At 44.6% G+C, this 19,416-nt stretch carries 18 protein-coding genes and 1 riboswitch; of the genes, 4 read left to right on the plus strand and 14 right to left on the minus strand.

Going from position 1 to position 19,416, the window contains the following annotated elements; genetic code table 11:
* Positions 1-37: 37 nt before the first annotated feature.
* From FQV28_RS13170 to glgB, 8 genes are all read right to left on the minus strand, one after another.
* Positions 38-295, minus strand: a complete 258-nt coding sequence (locus FQV28_RS13170; RefSeq protein WP_146496958.1) for a DUF3006 family protein — start codon at positions 293-295, stop codon at positions 38-40.
* 1 nt (position 296) lies between these two features.
* A complete protein-coding gene (locus FQV28_RS13175) occupies positions 297-1,391 on the minus strand; it encodes an MBL fold metallo-hydrolase (protein WP_255472942.1) in 1,095 nt (364 codons plus the stop codon).
* Positions 1,392-1,551: 160 nt separating this feature from the next.
* A complete protein-coding gene (locus FQV28_RS13180) occupies positions 1,552-2,358 on the minus strand; it encodes an SDR family oxidoreductase (protein ID WP_146496959.1) in 807 nt (268 codons plus the stop codon).
* Between the two features lie 33 nt (positions 2,359-2,391).
* Positions 2,392-4,740 carry a glycogen/starch/alpha-glucan family phosphorylase gene (glgP, locus tag FQV28_RS13185; protein WP_146496960.1) on the minus strand — a complete coding sequence of 783 codons (2,349 nt, stop codon included), beginning with the start codon at positions 4,738-4,740 and terminating at the stop codon, positions 2,392-2,394.
* Positions 4,741-4,749: 9 nt separating this feature from the next.
* Positions 4,750-6,186: a glycogen synthase GlgA gene (gene glgA, locus FQV28_RS13190; RefSeq protein WP_146496961.1), complete on the minus strand. Its 1,437-nt coding sequence runs from the start codon at positions 6,184-6,186 to the stop codon at positions 4,750-4,752.
* A complete protein-coding gene (locus tag FQV28_RS13195; RefSeq protein WP_186763875.1) occupies positions 6,183-7,205 on the minus strand; it encodes a GlgC family sugar phosphate nucleotidyltransferase in 1,023 nt (340 codons plus the stop codon). Before FQV28_RS13195 ends, glgA begins: the two co-directional genes overlap by 4 nt.
* Positions 7,183-8,349 carry a glucose-1-phosphate adenylyltransferase gene (locus FQV28_RS13200; protein WP_146496963.1) on the minus strand — a complete coding sequence of 389 codons (1,167 nt, stop codon included), beginning with the start codon at positions 8,347-8,349 and terminating at the stop codon, positions 7,183-7,185. The genes FQV28_RS13195 and FQV28_RS13200 overlap by 23 nt, the downstream gene beginning before the upstream one ends.
* Complete coding sequence (glgB, locus tag FQV28_RS13205; protein ID WP_255472943.1) at positions 8,346-10,229, minus strand: 1,4-alpha-glucan branching protein GlgB; 1,884 nt, start codon at positions 10,227-10,229, stop codon at positions 8,346-8,348. Before glgB ends, FQV28_RS13200 begins: the two co-directional genes overlap by 4 nt.
* Positions 10,230-10,478: 249 nt before the next feature.
* Here glgB and FQV28_RS13210 point away from each other — a divergent pair, with 249 nt between their 5' ends.
* The 3 genes from FQV28_RS13210 to FQV28_RS13220 all read left to right on the plus strand — a co-directional run bounded on the left by FQV28_RS13210 (position 10,479) and on the right by FQV28_RS13220 (position 12,585).
* Positions 10,479-11,057 carry an SCO family protein gene (locus FQV28_RS13210; protein ID WP_146496964.1) on the plus strand — a complete coding sequence of 193 codons (579 nt, stop codon included), beginning with the start codon at positions 10,479-10,481 and terminating at the stop codon, positions 11,055-11,057.
* Between the two features lie 2 nt (positions 11,058-11,059).
* Positions 11,060-11,389 carry a hypothetical protein gene (locus FQV28_RS13215; RefSeq protein WP_146496965.1) on the plus strand — a complete coding sequence of 110 codons (330 nt, stop codon included), beginning with the start codon at positions 11,060-11,062 and terminating at the stop codon, positions 11,387-11,389.
* A gap of 287 nt (positions 11,390-11,676) precedes the next feature.
* Entirely contained in the window at positions 11,677-12,585 is a 909-nt protein-coding gene (locus tag FQV28_RS13220) for a proline dehydrogenase family protein (protein ID WP_146496966.1), read from the plus strand.
* Between the two features lie 46 nt (positions 12,586-12,631).
* Here the strand turns inward: FQV28_RS13220 and FQV28_RS13225 are convergent, their stop codons facing one another.
* The 3 genes from FQV28_RS13225 to FQV28_RS13235 form a co-directional block, all read right to left on the minus strand.
* On the minus strand, positions 12,632-13,573 hold the full coding sequence (locus FQV28_RS13225) for a ring-cleaving dioxygenase (RefSeq protein WP_146496967.1): 942 nt from the start codon (positions 13,571-13,573) through the stop codon (positions 12,632-12,634).
* Between the two features lie 93 nt (positions 13,574-13,666).
* A complete protein-coding gene (locus FQV28_RS13230) occupies positions 13,667-14,824 on the minus strand; it encodes a pyridoxal-phosphate-dependent aminotransferase family protein (protein WP_146496968.1) in 1,158 nt (385 codons plus the stop codon).
* A gap of 2 nt (positions 14,825-14,826) precedes the next feature.
* Entirely contained in the window at positions 14,827-15,525 is a 699-nt protein-coding gene (locus tag FQV28_RS13235) for a hypothetical protein (RefSeq protein WP_146496969.1), read from the minus strand.
* Positions 15,526-15,728: 203 nt separating this feature from the next.
* Between FQV28_RS13235 and FQV28_RS13240 the strand changes: the two genes are divergently transcribed.
* The gene (locus FQV28_RS13240) at positions 15,729-16,727 is read left to right on the plus strand and encodes an alpha/beta hydrolase (protein ID WP_255472944.1); all 999 of its coding nucleotides are present in this window, start codon (positions 15,729-15,731) and stop codon (positions 16,725-16,727) included.
* Positions 16,728-16,769: 42 nt separating this feature from the next.
* On the opposite strand, the gene FQV28_RS13245 is transcribed toward FQV28_RS13240, so the two are convergent.
* From FQV28_RS13245 to FQV28_RS13255, 3 genes are all read right to left on the minus strand, one after another.
* Entirely contained in the window at positions 16,770-18,083 is a 1,314-nt protein-coding gene (locus FQV28_RS13245) for a nucleobase:cation symporter-2 family protein (protein ID WP_146496970.1), read from the minus strand.
* Positions 18,080-18,667 (minus strand): xanthine phosphoribosyltransferase, encoded by a 588-nt coding sequence (locus FQV28_RS13250; RefSeq protein ID WP_146496971.1) that lies wholly within the window; start codon positions 18,665-18,667, stop codon positions 18,080-18,082. Before FQV28_RS13250 ends, FQV28_RS13245 begins: the two co-directional genes overlap by 4 nt.
* Before the next feature lie 148 nt (positions 18,668-18,815).
* A riboswitch (purine riboswitch) is annotated at positions 18,816-18,917 on the minus strand.
* Positions 18,918-18,979: 62 nt separating this feature from the next.
* Entirely contained in the window at positions 18,980-19,381 is a 402-nt protein-coding gene (locus FQV28_RS13255; RefSeq protein WP_146496972.1) for an acyl-CoA thioesterase, read from the minus strand.
* Positions 19,382-19,416 lie beyond the last annotated feature (35 nt).

Consider the following 19,416-nt stretch of genomic DNA (forward strand, 5'->3'; position numbering starts at 1 on the left):
GCCCACACCCCTAAATGGGTGTGGGCAGTTCTTTTCATCATCTTTTGAAACGGCTTCCGGACTTGCTTCTTAGCCGCTGCATTAAGTTTTTTGCCCGTGCAGCTTTAGCTTTAGCCAAATTTTCGTCCACTTCAATCGATACAACTTCTCCTTCATTCATCGTGATGGTAAACCATGAATGTACTTGGCTGCCTTCAGGCAATTGAGAAGCAGGAATGACAATTTCCCGGCCATATTCTTCTAATAAAATCACTGCATTGGAGCCATCCTCGATTCGGTCAAGCATCCCTCTCATCCTATTCTCCCCCCAAACAAGCAAGACCTTGTTCTTTGATATTCTTAAGTTTTGCAGGTCCAATGCCTTTTATTTCCGTTAGTTGGTCGATTGTCCGGAATGGCCGTTCCTCAATGATATCTTTTGCAAAAGCAGGTCCGATGCCTTCGATTTCCTGCAGTTCTGCAGAAGAAGCGGCGTTCAAATCGATGCACCGATTCTTGCCTTCTTTAACAAGTCCGTTCCGTTCCGCCGATACGCTGTATGTCTTTCCATCTGTCTCTATAATGACAGTGCCATTGACGTCGGTGCCGTACACTTCCGCTCCAGCGTTTTCTGCAGCAGCCAATACTTCCGCATGGGGATGGCCATATGAATTATCCGCTCCTGCACTATAAATAGCGATTTCAGGTGAAACTGCCTTTAAGAAGGCATTGCCCGTGGACGTATTAGAGCCATGGTGCCCCAAATGCAAAATTTCAGCGTCCAAATCTATTCCGCTATCAATCATGGTCTGCTCTTCTTTAATGCCGGAATCGCCCGTAAAGACGAACCGGATATCCCCGTACGACAGCCGGAACGAAATCGATTCTTCGTTCGCCTTTCCTGTGGCCGTTTCCGGATACAACACTTCGATTTTCATATCTCCCAGATCGAATACTTCTCCGCTCCGAGGCTCGTAATAATCTATGCCAGTGGAGTCGATTGCCTCCAATGTTTCGATAAAGGTATCAGATGTACTTTCGTTGCCCGACATCCACACTTCCCCAACGTCAAAGTTATTGATGATATCAGCGAGTTGCCCAATATGGTCGGAATCGGGATGGGTCCCGACAGCAATATCGATTTTTTGAATGCCTTGCTTTTCTAGATAATCGACGGCATCCGTAGAATTCCAATCGCCTGCATCAATGAGCATCGTATAACCTTCCATCTCAAGCAGAGTCGAATCTCCCTGCCCAACATCAATAAAGTGCACTTTTAAGCCGCCAGCCTGCTGCTTTTGGGCTGTTTGCTTTTCTGGTTCAGCCTCTTCTGCCTGCTCTCCTGGGCGAATACAAGCCGCCAGCAGTAATAAAATCAGTATGCTATAGAAAATTAGCCATTTTTTCTTCAAGGACTCCCCCTCATTTCATACTGCATTTTACCATAAGGCATAGGGTTCTTTCTCTTTTTGCCCTTTCTTCAGCGCACCAGGCAGATAACCATACCCAATCGCAACAAAGCCGCTTCAGAAATTCCGAAGCGGCCTTGTTCTGCTTTTTTAAGTTGGAGCATTAAGATGACATATAACCGCCGCCGTTTACATGCAAGAATTGGCCAGTCATATAGGAGTTTTGAGGATCGGCCAAGAAAACAAAAGCTTTCGCCAGTTCGTACGGCTGGCCTGGGCGGCCAGCCGGTACATCTTCTCCGAAATCTTCCGCCACATTCGGGTTTATGTCTTCGAATGTCTTTGTAATGAGCGGTGTCCAAATCGGTCCAGGCGCAATGCCATTCACTGCAATTTCCTGGTCAACCAAGCGCCGTGCTAATGAACGGGTCAAAGAGACAATGGCTCCGTTTGCGCCTGCGTAATCGATGAGGTCAGAATGCCCTTGGTAAGCATTAACGGAAGCTGTGTTGATAATGCGGCTCCCTTTTTTCAAATGGGGCAGCGCGGCTCGGGTAATGTAGAACATCGCAAACACTTTAATCTGAAACGTTTTAAGAAGCTGCTCATCTGAAATGTCGAGCGGTGACTCCTGGGGGTATTGAAAGCCTGCATTGTTAACCACGACGTCCAATTGGCCAAATTCATCCAGCGCAAACTGGACCAATCGATCACAGTTTTTAGAGGTACTCAAATCTCCATTTAGCGCCCTTGCTTCACCGCCGTACTTTTCAATAACTTGTATCGTTTCATTTGCCGAGTCTTCATCGTCCAAGTGGCCAATCACGACTTTCGCGCCTTCTTTGGCGTAAGCAATGGAGACAGCACGGCCAATGCCGCTGCTGCCCCCAGTAACAAGAGCCACTTTGCCCTTTAATACCCCGCTTTCTTTGTAGTCTTCCAAATCCGTATTATTGAACGATTTGTCCACTCCATTACCACCCTTTCAAATTTCAATGCGTGCTTAAATTTTTTCAAGGTGCCAAACCTCGTCCGAATATTGCTGGATGGTTCGGTCACTGGAAAAAACGCCGGATTCTGCAATGTTTTTCACTGACATCCCCCACCATTCTGCGGAATTTGCATAAGCCGCCACCATTTCTTCATGTACCGTGGCATAACTTTGAAAATCCTTTAGCACAAAATAAGGATCATTTAAATCCACCAATTGCTTGCGGATAAAACTGATATTCTCACTGCCATCAGAAAATTCCCCATGCAGAAGTCGGGCCATAAGGGTTGCCAATTCCGGGCTTTGCTCGATTACGTCTTGTGCCCGGTACGATTTGTGCTTTTCAAGCTGCATAATTTGCTGAGAATGAAGACCGAAAATAAAAGCATTTTCTTTGCCTACCCGCTCAACAATTTCAACGTTTGCGCCGTCTAGCGTACCTAACGTTATGGCTCCATTCATCATGAACTTCATGTTCCCAGTGCCTGAAGCCTCTTTGGATGCGGTCGAAATCTGCTCACTGACGTCTGCAGCCGGAAACAGCTTTTCGCCATGGCTGACATTGTAATCTTCCACAAAAACAATATGGATATGCTTGCGTACTAAAGGGTCCTTGTTTACTTTACTTGCTACAGCATTGATTAATTTAATGACTTGTTTGGCAAATTCATATCCAGGAGCCGCTTTACCGCCAAAGAAAAACGTCCGTGGATAAGGCCGGAATGTGCTGTCTTCTTTGATGCGGTCGTAGAGCGATTGAATATGAAGAATGTTCATCAATTGGCGTTTATAACCATGAAACCGTTTAATATGGATATCGAAAATAGACAACGGATCAATTGGGCTGTTTCCCGCTTTCCCAACATGGTCGATCAACTGGTTTTTTTTCGTCTGCTTTACCGCTTTCAGCGCCTCTTGGAAAGAAGCATCGATAGCGAACTTATTTAAGTTATTCAACAGAATCGGCTTTTTGATCCACTCTTGTCCGATAGATTCTGTGATTAGATTTGTCAGTTCAGGATTAGCTTTAATCAACCAGCGTCGATGGCTGATGCCGTTGGTTTTGTTATGGAATTTCCCTGAAAACTGCCTATACAGTTCCTTCATTTCCCGATTCTTCAAAATATCCGTATGGAGTTGTGCTACTCCGTTTACTTTATAGCTGCCCACAACCGCCAGCACGGCCATTTTCACAATGCCGTCGTCAATGATGGACATCTTTTTAAACGCCTCTTCTTTGCACTGCTGTTCCTGCAATTGTGCTTTGAAACGGCGATCAATTTCTTGGATAATTTCATAAACGCGGGGAACCAATGCCGACAGCAGGTGGCTGTCCCATTTTTCCATCGCTTCCCCTAAGATGGTGTGATTTGTATAAGAAATTGTTTGGGTGGTCAAATACCAGGCTTCTTCCCATTCCAATCCTTCCACATCAAGCAAAATACGCATCAGCTCTGGAATCGCAATGGCTGGATGAGTATCGTTGATCTGGATCGCTACATGAGCAGGCAATTGCCGAACTGGGCAAGGCAAGGTTTTTAAAATGGTTTGAAGAGAAGCACTGCACATAAAATACTGCTGTTTCAAGCGCAATATTTTCCCTGTAACCAGGGAATCATTCGGGTAAAGCCGATCGGAAATCGCCGCGGTTTCCATCGCATATTCCTCAAAATCTTTATGCGCCGGAAGCGGACGTTCGGAAATCTCCGCTTGCCATAGCCGCAAAGTATTTACTGTCCCGTTGGATGCACCGATAACCGGCATGTCGTATGGAACAGCCTTGACCCATTCCATGTCTGTAAGGTGCGGATGCAAACGGCCATAGAACGGAATTTCCACTGTTAGATCTTCCCGCCGGATTTCCCAATTCCCCATTTCCTTTATCCAATCAGTCGGGTATTCGGTTTGAAAGCCATCTTCAATCCGCTGCGTAAACAAACCGCCTTTGTAACGGATTCCGCATCCATGCCCCGGCAGTTGCAAAGCAGCAAGCGAATCCAAAAAACAAGCCGCTAGCCTTCCAAGGCCACCATTGCCAAGACCTGGTTCCGGCTCCATTTCTTCTAGTTCAGCCAAGCTATAGCCGAGTTCGCGCAGCCCTTCCTGAACAATTGTGAAAATCCCCAAATTGTAAAGGTTTTGTCCAAGCAACCGGCCAATTAGAAATTCAATTGAAAAATAATACAATTGCTTTGTTTCAGATTCCTTGTAGCGCTTATTGGTGCGGATCCAATCTTCTTCCACGACCTCTCTCACCATGGCGCCAAGTACTGCATACGCTAGCCGGGGCTCCTTGTTCCCACCGGCCTGCTCCAGCCGTTTCGCAAATTCTTCTTTGAACTTCTCTTTGGAATGAAACATAATTCTTCCTCACCCTCTGGCTAACCTCTCGTATTCCTTTGCATATTCTTTCGCTGAATGAGCCCAAGAATAATCGCCGACCATTCCATTACGTTTGATTGTCTCCCAATGTTCCGGCTTGGAATACAGTGACAAAGCCCGTTCTACCGCGGCAGAAAACGGTTTTCCTTGTATGAAATCGCTAAGGAAACCTGTTCCGCTGTGGCTGTTTTCATCATACTCTTCAATAGTATCCTTCAAGCCGCCGGTTTTGTTGGCAACTGGAACGGTTCCATAACGCATTGATATCAGTTGGCTCAATCCACAAGGCTCAAAATGAGAAGGCATTAGAAAGATGTCAGCTCCAGCGTACAATAAATGCGCAAGCGCTTCGTCGAAACCAATATAAACCCCTACTTTTTGTGGATAGTCTTCGGCTAGCTGACGAAAAAACTGTTCATTTTTTTCTTCGCCAGTTCCAAGCAACACAAACTGCAAATCCGTTTTTTCAAGGAAATCCGGCAATGTCTCCATCAACACATCCACGCCTTTTTGTTTGGATAATCTGGAAACCATTGTAAATAAAGGAGCATCTCCGCGTTCCGGCAATTTGAATTTTGCTTGTACTGCCCGTTTATTGACCGCTTTTTCTTCCATGCTTGTTTGGTCGTATTCCTTTTCAATCATCAAATCAGCCGCGGGATTATAAGCAACTGTATCGATGCCGTTTAATATGCCGACAAAATCTGCTTCCCGCTCTTGAAGCAAAGGGTCTAATTTTTCTCCGAACTTCTCTGTCAAAACTTCATCCCGATATGTAGGGCTGACAGTGGTGATCCGGTCAGCGTATAACAGGCCGGTCTTCATCATATTAAACTTGCCGTTCCATTCAACTGTGCCCTCGTCAAAATAGCGTTCATCCATCTCGTAATTGGAGAGGAAGACTTCTTTTGAATAAGGTCCTTGATAGAACAGATTATGGATAGTCAATACCGTTTTGACTCCTTCATTGAAATCCCGGTACTGTTTGTCCTCCCGCACCAAAAACGGCAGCATCGCTGTATGCCAGTCATGTACGTGTAATATATCTGCTTTAAAATTCAAGGTTCGCATAACTGCTAAAGCGGCACGATTGAAAAAAGCATAACGTTCGGCATCATCGGTATGCCCATAAACCCGATCCCGCTTAAAATAATGATCATGTTCTAAAAAAATGAATCGCACCCCATCAAGCATATATTCAAAAATTCCACACTTTTTTTGATCGTGCTTGAAGGAAATCTCGATTTCTCTATTGAATGTGAATTCCTCCTCGTATTTTTCTGGAAACAAATTGTATTTCGGGAGTATAACCATTACTTCATGGCCGAGCTCCACCAATTCTTTAGGCAATGCCCCCATCACATCAGCCAGTCCTCCTACTTTTATAAAAGGAGCACACTCTGCTGCCACCATGACAATTTTCATCCAACTTCCTCCTTCAATACTCGCTCCCCTTTTCGTAAGACAACCGGATTTTCTTTAGTCCCGTGCAAAACTACTCCCGATTCAATATGGACATCTTTATCGGCGATCACATAAGACAAATCACAGCCTTCACCAATCACACATTTCTGCATAATGATGCAGTGATCGACTTTTGCATTCTTCCTGACCATAACCGCGCGTCCGAGAATGCTTTCTGTTACCGAACCTTCAATGGTGCCGCCATTAGCGAGCAATGCCCGCTTCACTAACGAGCCCTTCAGGTAACGGGTTGGAGGTTCGTCTTTTACTTTTGTAAAAATCGGGCATTCATGAAGAAACAGCTCTCCCCATCGCTCAACGTCTAACAAAGCCATTGATTCATGGAAATAACTTTGGACTGAGTCAATGACAGCCAAATAACCCTCATATTCATAGCGGCCGTATGTGTAAGGCTTCTTCTTCAAATTGACAAGGTCTTCCACACTGATAATTCGTTTTTCTTTATAGACATCCACCAGCTCCATCAGCAGCTCTCTGGACATGATATAGCTTTTTAACGAGATATCCCCACTGACCGCTTCCGTAATATCTACACCTGATTCAATATGGGCCTGCAGCATTTTATGGTATTTGATTTGGGAAACGGTGTAGCAATTTGTAATCACGACATATTGGCGTCTGCTTTTTGTTATAAACGCTCTATGTTCTTCCATCACCGCAAAAGCTCCAACACTCATATGTCCGCCAGTCAGTTGTGAAGGCGGCAAGAGAAACAAACCGTCTTTTCTGCGGTCCAAATCCCAGCTTTTCCCCATGCCCACATGGTCTAAAAGCGACACAAATGGATTGGTAGGGAAAATGCCTACTGAGCTTATGCCGGAATTGACAACATTGGACAATGTGAAGTCAATCAACCGATACCGCCCCGCAAAAGGGACAGAGGCTGTCGAACGGTACATCGTCAAATCTTCCAACCCAGGCATTCTCACTGCCGCATCAACGATTGCCATCAAACGCATGTTCACCACTTCCTTTCCATTTTTCGACGATTTCGTCTGTCAATAAAATGATTCCGCCTTCTGGATTGTCTATTTCGAAATTATCGGGAACGTTAAAGGAAGGAGGCACGATGGCTCTCGACAATTTTGCGCCATTGCCAACAACCACTCCGCTCATGATGACGCAATCCTCAATGATTGCCCCTTCTTTTACGTAAACATCCTGAAAAACCACTGATTTGGTTATTCGCCCTTCAATAACGCAGCCTTCATTGATAAAAGATTCCTGGACATAGCCCGTTTCTGTGATAACTTGCGGCGGCAGCTGAGGATTGGAAGAAAAAATACGCCATGCAGAATCGTGCAAGTTCAATCCTGAATCCGGGTTCAACAAGTCCATGTTCGCTTCCCATAGGCTTTCTACAGTTCCCACGTCTTTCCAATATCCTTTGTAAGGGTAGGCAACCAGCTTTTCCCCTTTGCCGAGCATGAGGGGGATGATATCATGCCCAAAGTCATGAGAAGAGTCTTCATTTTCATTGTCCATGATCAAGTAATCTTTCAGTTTCTGCCAATTGAATATATAGACACCCATCGAAGCCAAATTGCTTTTCGCATCTTTCGGCTTTTCAACAAATTCGGTTATGTTCATGTTTTCGTCTGTATTCATAATGCCAAATCGATTGGTCTCTTCCCACGGCACTTCGATGACCGAGATGGTGGCATCCGCTTGCTGTTCTTTGTGGAAATCCAGCATCATGCCATAATCCATCTTGTAAATATGATCGCCTGATAAGATGATGACATATTCGGGGTCGTGTCCCATTAAAAATTTGATGTTTTGGTAGATTGCATTAGCGGTCCCGTCGTACCAACGAATGCCACTCATAGCTGCGTAAGGCGTCAGCATCGTAACTCCCCCATTGCGCCGGTCGAGGTCCCATGGGGTTCCCAGGCCGATGTAATTATGCAGGACATGCGGCTGGTATTGCGTCAACACACCGACCGTATGAATTTCTGAATGCATGCAATTCGATAAAGGGAAATCGATGATCCGGTATTTACCGCCAAAGGGAATGGCGGGCTTGGCAATATTGTAGGTCAGCGATTTTAGCCGGCTTCCTTGTCCTCCTGCTAAAAGCATGGCAACGATTTCAGTTTTCATTCAACTTCACTCCTATCCCTTTTTTTCTTCCAAATACTCATGGTGAAGGCAGGCAAATCAATTTCTATTGATTGGCTTTGATTGTTGAGTGGAGTCTCCTTGGAAACGGCCAGCACATTTTGCTGTCCACCACCTCCTCCGTAAAGAGTATAGTCTGTGGAAAATACCTGTAAGTAAATGCCATTTGATGGTGTCCCAACTTGGAAATTCGGATAATGGCGGTCTGAAAAATTGCAGACGATGATGCATTCGTTTTCCGGCAAACGGCCTCTGCGAATAAACGAAGCGACACTTTGCTTGCTGTTGTCGGCATCAAGCCACTGAAATCCTTCCTGTTTATCGTCCAGTTCGAATAAGGCTGGTTCATTCCTGTAGAACATCAACAATTCTTTTGTAAATAAGGCCATTTGCCGATGGGCTCTAAAGTCATATAAATGCCAGTCCAATTGGGGCTGGAATTTCCATTCGTCAAAATGGCCAAATTCCTGGCCCATAAACAATAGTTTCTTTCCTGGATGGGCTATCCAAAATCCGAGAAGCAGACGCAATTGATGAAATTTATCTTCGTAAGTTCCCGGAAGCTTGTTGAGCAAGGACCCCTGGCCATGAACAAATTCATCGTGAGAAAAAGTGGAAATGAATCGTTCTTCGTAATGGTAAAAAATCGAGAAGTTGATATTGCCATGTACGCTAGAGCGTTCTGCGGGCGGCTGTTTCATATATTCTTGGACATCGTTCATCCAACCGAAATTCCATTTATAATGGAATCCAACTCCTCCTTCTTCAATTTCGCCCGTCACTTTCGGATAATGCCAAGCGTCTTCTGCAATTAGCACGGCTTCCGGATAATGATGCCTTAAAGAAGCTGTCAGCGTGCGCAGAAACGCCACTCCGTCTTCATTAGGGCTTCGTTCCGGATCATTTGGAACAAACAGCAAGTTGACCAATGCGTCCATCCGGAAGCCATCGAATTTAAATTCATCCAACCAGTAATGGCCGCTCGACAAGAGAAAACTGACGACCTCCCCTTTGCGCACGTCGAAATTCAACGTTCCCCAATCCGGGTTCATCCGGCGTTCCGCTCTCGCTTCTTCGTAAAGAGGCGTACCATTGAATAAAGCTAAAGCATGCAGGTCGACGCAAAAGTGGCCAGGCACCCAATCAAGAAACAAACCAATTCCGCTTTCTGCACATCTTTGGATGAAATACTTCAAATCATCCCCTGATCCATACCTGCTGGTCGGAGAAAAATAGCCGGTGGTTTGATATCCCCATGATTCGTCAAGCGGATGTTCCGTAATAGGCATCACTTCAATATGGGTAAATCCTTGCTTTTTCACATACGGAATTACTTCTTCAGCTAATTCCCGGTACGTTAAAAACCGGCCATCTTTTGTGCGTTTCCATGTGCCGATATGCAATTCATAAATTGCCATGGGTTCTTCAAAAAGCTGGCGGTTTGGCGCTTTTTTCTGGGTAAGCACCGCCTCTGGCCATACATATTGGGAGTCCGCTTGCACAATTGAACGGTTTTGCGGCCTCTTTTCACTCGAGCGGGCAAAAGGGTCCACTTTGCGGAGCCTTTCCTTTTGCGTTGTTTCTATTTCGTATTCATACCGATAGCCCATCATCATCCTGGGCACTGATAATTGCCACACAGTTGAATCGAGCGGATGGGAAGCCATGGGAAATCTTTCTTCTATGTTATTTTTGGCATCTGTGCAAACTACCGTGACCTGTTCCACCTCTGGCACCCAAACTGTAAAAGTTGTCTCGCCGCCTCGCACATGCGAGCCAAAATAGCGGTAGGCATCAATCATTCGCCCTTTATGGAATTCCACTAATTTTTCGTGTGTTAAAGAATTTGCTTGGCTGATCAATTTAACACCTCCAAAAGGACTGCCGCTCCCCGTCTTTTCTTACTAGTTATTCTACAAACAGCTTAAGAATCCCTTGTAAAATTACAAAATAGTCAGAAAATATTACTTAAACTTAACACTTTAAGGATAAAATTTACTTGCCGTTCGAAATGTTTACACATATTCCCCTTGCAAAGCACTTGTTTGCCGGCAGCATTTCTAATACGCTTATGAAGAACAAACTAGCTAAGAAAGCGAGGACGAGGAACCTTGAAAAAAAACGTCTGGCTTTTTTCACTGTTGCTTTTTACCCTCATCCTCTCAGGATGCGGACAATCGATACAAGATCCGTTGAACTGGGAACTGGAAGAGTTCACGTTCACGAACCAAGAAAACGAACAAATAGGCTTGGCTGATTTAAAAGGGGAAGTATGGCTGGCTGATTTTGTTTTTACAAATTGTACTACGGTTTGCTTGCCGATGATGGCAAACATGACCGACCTTCAGGAGCAGTTAAAACAAGAAGGGCTTGATGTCAAAATCGTTTCGTTTACAGCTGACCCTGCTTTTGATACACCTGAAGTTTTAAAATCCTATGCACAAAACTACGGCGCTGATTTAACAAGCTGGCATTTGCTTACTGGGTACTCTTCAGAAACTATCGATAAATTCGCCATAGAAAACTTCAAGACAATTGCGCGAAAGCCTGAGGATCAGGACCAGGCCATGCACGGCACTTCGTTTTTTCTTGTAGACCAAAACGGGGTCGTGATGAAAGACTACAATGGCCTTAAGCCGCCAGTGGATGATATCATTTCAGATATTAAGATTTTGGCTGCGGAGGAATAAGCATGGGCAAAAACAAGAAATGGCTATGGTTATGCGCTGTGGTTGCGGCTGTTCTTCTTGTGCTCTTCCTTATGCCGCGCGATAACCAGCCGCCACCAAAAACACGGGTCATTTTGGAACATTCGCACCGGACGTATATTGCCTATTCTTGCTTTGAAGGTTCGAATGCGACGAATTTCCTCGAGGAATCCACGCTGCAAGAAGCTCGCGATTTGAACTACCCCGCAGAGTCCGCTTGCACAGAAAAAGCGTTTCAAGGCAATCGCGACAGTTTTTTTGTCAGCTTGATGAAAGAGCTGGGCATCATGGAAAAAGAGACAGAAGATTGGTGATAGCTAAAAGCAGACAGAGGTTCGGCCTCTGGCTGCTTTTTGTTTAAGAACTTTTTAAAATCTTTCTTTCGAAGTAAAGTTAGGCTGAATGGGCACAATCGATTATAATAAAAGTTAGAATTCAGCTTCTGCTGCTTTCGAGGAATAGAAGTCTTGCTTTAACAGATTGCGGGGACGAGGATGACTCCGCTGATTAGAGTTTCATTTTATCGCTCTTTAGCATGATATGAATGCTAAAGAGCGATGCATATAAAACAGGCGCTTATGAAGGTATAGGAGGATACAAAGTGGGGTTGACTAGAGATTTTTTTATTTCATTATCTAAAAATCAGTTATTGAATAATGGCGCAAAAAAATGGGGATTGAAGCTCGGAGCCAGCAAAGTTGTCGCCGGTACGGATATTGACAGCATGATGAAATCGGTTAAAGAACTAAACAGCAACGGCATCAGCGCAACCATCGATAACCTCGGCGAATTTGTTTACAGCAAAGAAGAAGCCCTCCTTGCGAAAAAAAATATTTTAGAGACGCTAGAAGCGATTCAACTGCATGCGGTAAACGCGCATATGTCGATCAAGTTGACCCAAGTGGGGTTGGACGTGGATTATAAATTCTGTCTCGATAATATGCGGGAAATTGCGGATCTCGCTGCCCACTACGATATTTTCATCAACATTGACATGGAAGATTACGGACATTTGCAACAGACGCTGGATCTGCTTGCCGAATTACTGAAGGAATATGATAATGTCGGAACGGTTATTCAATCGTACCTGTACCGCTCGGAAAAAGATCTTGAAAACTTGCAAGATGTCCGGCTGCGGCTCGTCAAAGGCGCTTACAAAGAAAACGAAGAGGTTTCCTTGCAAGGCAAACAGGAAATCGACGAAAATTATATGAACCTGATCAAGAACCGCCTGCTTGGCAAAGCTTTCACTTCCATCGCCACGCATGACCATAACATCATCAATGAAGTGAAAAAATTCGTCCAACAAAATAACATTCCATTTAGCCGCTTTGAATTTCAAATGCTCTACGGATTCCGTTCAGAAATGCAAAAAGAACTGGCGAAGGAAGGCTATAATTTCACTACGTATGTTCCATTCGGCCAAGACTGGTATGGTTACTACATGAGACGCTTAGCTGAGCGCCCGCAAAATATCAACTTAGTGCTGAAAAGCATGGTATCAAAATAAAAGCTGTTTCTCCCGCTCGTTTCGAGCAGGAGAAACAGCTTTTTTATCATTTATCCAGCACCCGGACCTGGATCGGCTCCAAATCTTGCTGCAGCCTTGCCCGGTACTGTTCATATTGCTGCGGAAGCATCAGTTTTTCCCCTAGCGCTTCCAGCGGCTCGTCAATCGCAAATCCTGGAGGATCCGTTGCAATTTCAAACAAAATATCCCCATACTCCCTAAAGTAAATGGCATTAAAGTAATTGCGGTCTTGGACAGGCGTGACGCCAAGGCCATAGGTTTCAATATGCCGCTTCCAGTCCAATTGGTCTTCGTTGTCTTTTGCCCGCCATGCGATATGGTGGACCGTACCGACTCCCAACTGGCCGGCGCCTTGGCGCGTCATTTTTAAATCAACAATATTGCCGATGTCGCTTGTTGATCGAAACCGCAGCAAGTCGCCTTCGTCTCCAATCCGTTCCAACCCCATTGCCGTTTCCAATAACTCGGCTGTTTTCTCAGCATTGGACGAATACAGCGTTGCGCCGCCAAAACCTTTAATCGCTTTGTCTGGTCCAATTTCGCCAAAACTCCATTTGCTGTTTTTGCCTGCTTGTCGCGCCACAATTTCCAAGTGCAAGCCATGGGGATCGTCAAACCCTAAATACTGCTCGCCAAAACGCTCGCTCTTTATCACGCCGACATTGAAGTCCATTAAACGCTTTTCCCAAAATTCTAAAGCGCCGGCCGGAACCACATAAGTTGTCACACCTACTTGGCCATCGCCAATCCGGCCTTTGTAAGCGTCTCCCCATGGAAAGAAGGTGATGATTGTGCCAGGGTCTGCCCCTTCGTTGCCAAAGTAGAGATGATAAGTTCCTGGATCGTCAAAGTTGACTGTTTGTTTAATAAGACGCAGGCCCAGCACGCCTGCGTAAAAATCCACGTTTTCCTGTGGATTGCCGACTACTGCAGTGATATGATGGATCCCCATTGAATTTTTTGCCATCTATAACCTCTCCTTAACTTCCGTTTCTTTCCTTACCCAAGAGTTATTATAGCATTATATATCTCGAATTAAAGATAAATACATTCAAGAAGGTTAACTATTTTTTTGGCTTATATACACTTGTTGAGCGGCAATAGTTCCAGCACCATACGGAATGTGTTTTCCAAGCTTGTGCAAACCGATTTCTATAGCGCTGATGGCTTGGAGCATATCGGCGGGCGTGCAATAACCCATATGCCCAATCCGGAAAATTTCGCCTTCAAGTTTTTGCAAACCGCTCGCCACTTCCAAATTAAATTCTTCTTTAAGAATTTTTTTGAGGTCCTCCGCTTTAAAGTCTTTTGGTTTTACCGCTGTAACAGTCGGCGATGCTGCTGCATCGTCAGCAAGCAATGGAATATCCAACGCTTTAAACGCAGTACGAGTCATATTTTTCATCAGTTCGTGCCTTTTATAGACATTTTTCAGCCCTTCTGCATGCATTAGGTCTAAAACACGATCCAATCCGTACATCAATGACAAAGAAGGCGTAAATGGAGTGGTGTTTTTCGCCATGCTTTCACGGTATTTCAACAAGTCAAAGTAAAATCTGGGTTGGCCGTTCGCTTCAATCGTTTTCCAAGCCCGTTTGCTGATTGCTACAAAAGCCAGACCAGGAGCGAGCATCATGGACTTTTGCGAGCTAGTGATAAAAAAGTCGACGCCCCATTCATCCATTTCGGTTTCGGTTCCGCCTGTGCTTGAAACGCCGTCTACAATAACCAGCGCATCATTTGCTTCTCGAATCGCTTCTGCTAATTCAGCCACTGGATTTAATACACCCGTCGACGTTTCGCTATGGGTTATAAAGACGGCCTTGGCGTTTTTATGTTGTTGCAAAAATTCTTTAACGTCTGAAGGATTGGCAGCCCGGCCCCACTCCACATCAAAACGATGGGCCTTAATGCCATAAGAGCCGCAGATATCCATAAATCGCTCCCCGAAGGCACCGGTGACAATCACTGCCACTTCGTCCCCAGGTTTTACAGCATTCGCCACAGCCGTTTCCAGTCCGGCTGTGCCGCTTCCTCCGATAATCGCCACTTCCTGGGAGGTACCGAAAACAGGTTTGATTTTTTCTTCAAGTTTTTTCATCAAAGCCGCCGTTTCTTCACCCGAGTGGCTGTGCATTGGGTGGTTCATCGCCCGCACCACACTGGGCGGAAGAGGGGTCGGACCCGGAATCCGTAAAATCTGCTGATCTAATTGCATGGTCAGTCTCCTTTCTGCCGCTGTTCGATTACTTCTTTTTTCTCCTCTTCTTCTTGTTCTTTCAGCTCGTCTTGTTCTTGCTTTTTTTCTTGTTCGATTTCCGCTCTTTCTTGCGGATCCTTTTCATTTTCCTTCTCTTGCTCACTGATTTCTTCTATTCTTTCCATTTCTTCTTCGTATTGCTTTTCCACTTCAGTCGTTGATGGGATGAACGGCTCTTGGTTATAGTCTGTACGTCTTCCGTAGCGCAGCATCTCATAAATGATTAAACCATTATTCGGTCTGCCATTAAATGTCTTCATCGGGACAACATCAAACAATACATAGTAAAACGCATAAAAAACAAAGCGGTCCCAAAACTTCACATATTCCTGAATTACGCCATTAGCCAGAAGAGCATTCAATGTTAAAGCCAGCACTAGATTCGTTAATATCGGACCCGCGTAAATGCATACATAAGCGAAATTGCTTTTTCTTTTGAGGGAGTCGTAGGAAAACCAGCTGTAGAGATGATAGTATTTACGCACATCGAATATTCCAAGTTTAAAAATCCTTGGACCAGTACCGATCGTTAGTCTGGCATTTTCCACTCCGAAGACTTCACTGACAATTAAATAACCCATTTCTCTTATAAACACAACTGTAGGCAAAATGAGAAAAGCGGAAATAATTAGTGACAGTAGATCTGAAAGACCAAACATTAAATCCCCTCTTTTTTCGTTTGTCCATTAAACGCATGAATCATTTTTATACCCGTTTTTCCACGCAAAGACTCGTATTATCACAAAATTTGATTTTGTAAAACAATTAATAAGTTAAAAGTCCCTATCTTTTTGCCATAAGTCCCAGATAAGATGATATTACTATTCTTCAAAGAAACTTTATCTGCCAAAGGAAGTGTCGCATGAGAAACACTTATCCAATTCCCTATAAACGAAAAAAACTGAGCGTTCTCCTCTGTATATTGTTTGTCATGTTTACAATTGTTCCTGCCGAACAAATCGCAACTTCCGTAAACGTTTCAGCCTCCGATCAAGTTACCGGCTCTGCAATTTTCAGTGCCCCGCCCAATATAGAGGCCATTAAAAAAGAAGTGCACGTCTTGAAAGACCTGATATACGATGAAACTAAAAATAGTTTTATGGATATTTACCGTCCTGCATATGCAGCCGATCCTCTTCCTGTTATTTTATGGATCCACGGCGGCGGCTACGTCGGCGGTTCAAAAGACAGCCGGCAGGATTACGGCATGGCACTTGCAAATGCCGGTTACATTGTGGCCAACATCGATTATGCCTTAGCCCCCGGCCAAGTGTACCCAGGGCCGGTTCTGCAGGCAAATGCCGCACTTGAATACATGAAGCTTCATGCCAGCGAATTCGGTGGAGACATGAGCCGTTTGTTCATAGGAGGCGATTCAGCTGGCGCGCAAATAGCGAGCCAGCTTGCTGCAGTAATTTCCAACAAAAAATTGGCCGGCGCCATGGACATTCGGCCAGCTGTCCAATTGGAGCATCTGAGAGGCGCTTTGTTGATGTGCGGTTTATATAATATGGAAACAGTCCGGGCAACCGGCTTTCCGAATATCGACTTGTTCCTGAATACATATACTGGATCGGATCAATTTGAATCGTTTTCCCGTATCGACGAATTGTCGACTGTCAATCAAATCACACCGGATTACCCTCCGGTATTCATAACGGTCGGAGACGGAGACCCATTTGCTTCCCAAGCAGCGGAACTGGTTCAAGCGCTGGACTCGCAAAATGTTTTAGTAGACAGTGTGTTTTTTGAAGACAGCGGCAAAGAGCTCAAACATGAATTCCAATACGCGCTCGATACCATCGATGCACAGAAAACATTGGAAAAAACATTCAATTTCCTGGCTGCGAAAAGCAATTAGCATAAAAAAAGAGCCTCCAAGTAGGAGGCTCTTTTCTACATATCAATGGTTAATTGCGCTTTTTTGTACAGGCACACGAACCGGCTGTTTTCTTTTTGAAGGCAGCATATTGAAAACGATATTCAAGACGATTGCTGTGACGCTTCCAGCTACAATGCCGTTGCTCGTCAAAATCTGAATGCTTGCAGGCAGTTGTGCGAATAGTTCCGGAACAACTGTTACACCAAGGCCAAGACCGACAGAACAAGCGATGATCATGGAGTTTTCCTGCGATTCGCTAATGATTTTGCTGAGCATTTTAATGCCTTGTGCAATCACCATACCAAACATGGCAATCATCGCTCCGCCTAAAACAGCAGTCGGAATAATGGTGGTTGCAGCTGCAACTTTCGGCAAGAAACCTAGCGCAATCAGCATTAAACCAGTGATTAAGATAATCTTTCTTGATTTGACGCCAGACATCTGTATCAGGCCAACGTTTTGCGAAAAAGTCGTGTACGGGAATGAGTTGAAAATTCCGCCCAGGACAATAGCCAAACCTTCTGCCCGGTAACCTTTTGCCAAATCTTTTTCGGTCAATTTCTTTTCAGTAATATCGCTTAGGGCAAAGTAAGTGCCCGTTGACTCGACTAGAGATACCATTGCCACTAACATCATCGTAATAATAGCAGACCATTCAAATGTCGGCGCCCCGAAGTAGAACGGCTCGACCATATGGAAGTAGGAAGCGTCTTTGATCGCCGTAAAATCAACCACGCCCATAATTGTTGCTGCAACTGTTCCTGCGATCAATCCAAGCAAAATGGAGATAGCTCTCATGAAACCAGTCGCGAAGCGGTAAACCAAAATGATGAACAGCAAGGTTCCAAAAGACAAAGCGATGTTAGTCATTGAACCGAAATCGCTTGCCCCTTGGCCGCCGCCCATATTATTGATCGCTACCGGAATCAATGTGATCCCGATAATCGTCACTACAGAACCGGTAACAACTGGCGGGAAGAAACGGACAAGGCTGCCAAAGAAACCGCTGATCAAAACAACGAATAAACCCGAAGCCAAAATAGAGCCATAAATTGCGGAAATTCCAAATTCAGCACCGATCGCAATCATCGGGCCGACTGCTGTAAACGTACAGCCTAAAACTACCGGCAGGCCGATGCCGAAAAACCGGTTGTTGACGATTTGAAGAATAGTTGCCACACCGCAAAGCAAAATATCGATGGCTACAAGGTAAGTTAATTGTTCAGGTGTAAGTCCAAGAGCATCTCCAACAATTAACGGCACCAATACTGCGCCTGCATACATAGCGAGAAGGTGCTGGAATCCTAAAGCTGCTGCTCCTAAAGAGTTTTTCATAGGGACGGAACCTCCTGGAAAAATTCAACTTTGCCATTGGCCATCGACGAGATATTTGCAAGCGACTCTACACGGATTCCGCGTTCACGGATCATGCTGCCGCCTGTCTGAAAGCCTTTTTCAATCACGATGCCGATGCCTGCAAGTGCCGCATCCGCTTGTTCTACAATGTCTACAAGGCCGAGAGCTGCTTGTCCATTAGCCAGAAAATCGTCGATGATCAGTACCACATCATCACTTTTGATGAAGTCTTTGGAGACAGAAATATCGTTTGTTTCATTTTTGGTAAAAGAATGCACACTTGCTGTATATAATTGATCGACCAACGTCAATGATTTCCGCTTGCGCGCAAACACGACAGGTACACCAAGGTTCAATCCGAGCATGACTGCCGGCGCAATCCCTGATGACTCGATCGTCAAAATTTTGGTAATGGCCTCATTTTTAAAACGTGCTGAAAATTCGTCGCCGATGGCTTGCATCAAAGCAGGATCAATTTGATGATTTAAAAAAGAGTCGACTTTTAACACTGATTCTGACAGCACTTTGCCGTCAGTTAAGATTTTCTCCTGTAATTGCTTCATGCAACTGGTCCCCTTTCGTCACGCCTAAAGGCATAAAAAATAGCCCTCAGAACGTGCATCCATTCATACCATGAGCGGAGCAATGTCCTTCGAGCTTGATGCCGAAAGGAAACGAAAAGAAATATGCCAGTATACACAGGCATAGTCTTGCCATTCCGTTGCTTCTCATAGTCGGTTTGTTAACGGCAAACCGGTAGAAACTTGCGGGCCATATCCCCGCTATTATATGAGTGAATATATTAGAATGGTCTTATTATAGCATGTGAAAAAAACCTTTCAAGGTTTACATAATTAAAATATAATTCTGTTAATTCAGAAATCTGCAGGCATTAAATGTTTGCTTAATTCTTGGCGTATTTCTTCTGGGATTTTTTCCGATTTTTTTGCTGCTAAATCATAATTCACATAGACTACTGTGTTTTTAGCGCATAAGATTTCATTTTGATAAAGCTCTTCATAGAGCTCAAGGCTAGAATTGCCTATTTTCTTCATCCAAATGCGGATTTCCACATCAGTGCCAAAATAAATTTGCTTGATAAATTCCAATGTAGTCTTGACGATCACCATTTTCCATTTCCCAAAATCGTGGTCCGGTGTAAACAAGCTGAACACTGGATTCCGGGCTGCTTCAAACCAGACCGGCAAGGTTGTGTTGTTAATATGCCCCACTCCATCTGTTTCAGAAACTCTTGGCGTCAGTATTGTTTGATACATTTATGAATCCCCTCTTATCCCAATTAATATGGCTG

This window comes from Planomicrobium sp. CPCC 101079, assembly GCF_007859275.1.
Classification (GTDB): domain Bacteria; phylum Bacillota; class Bacilli; order Bacillales_A; family Planococcaceae; genus Planococcus.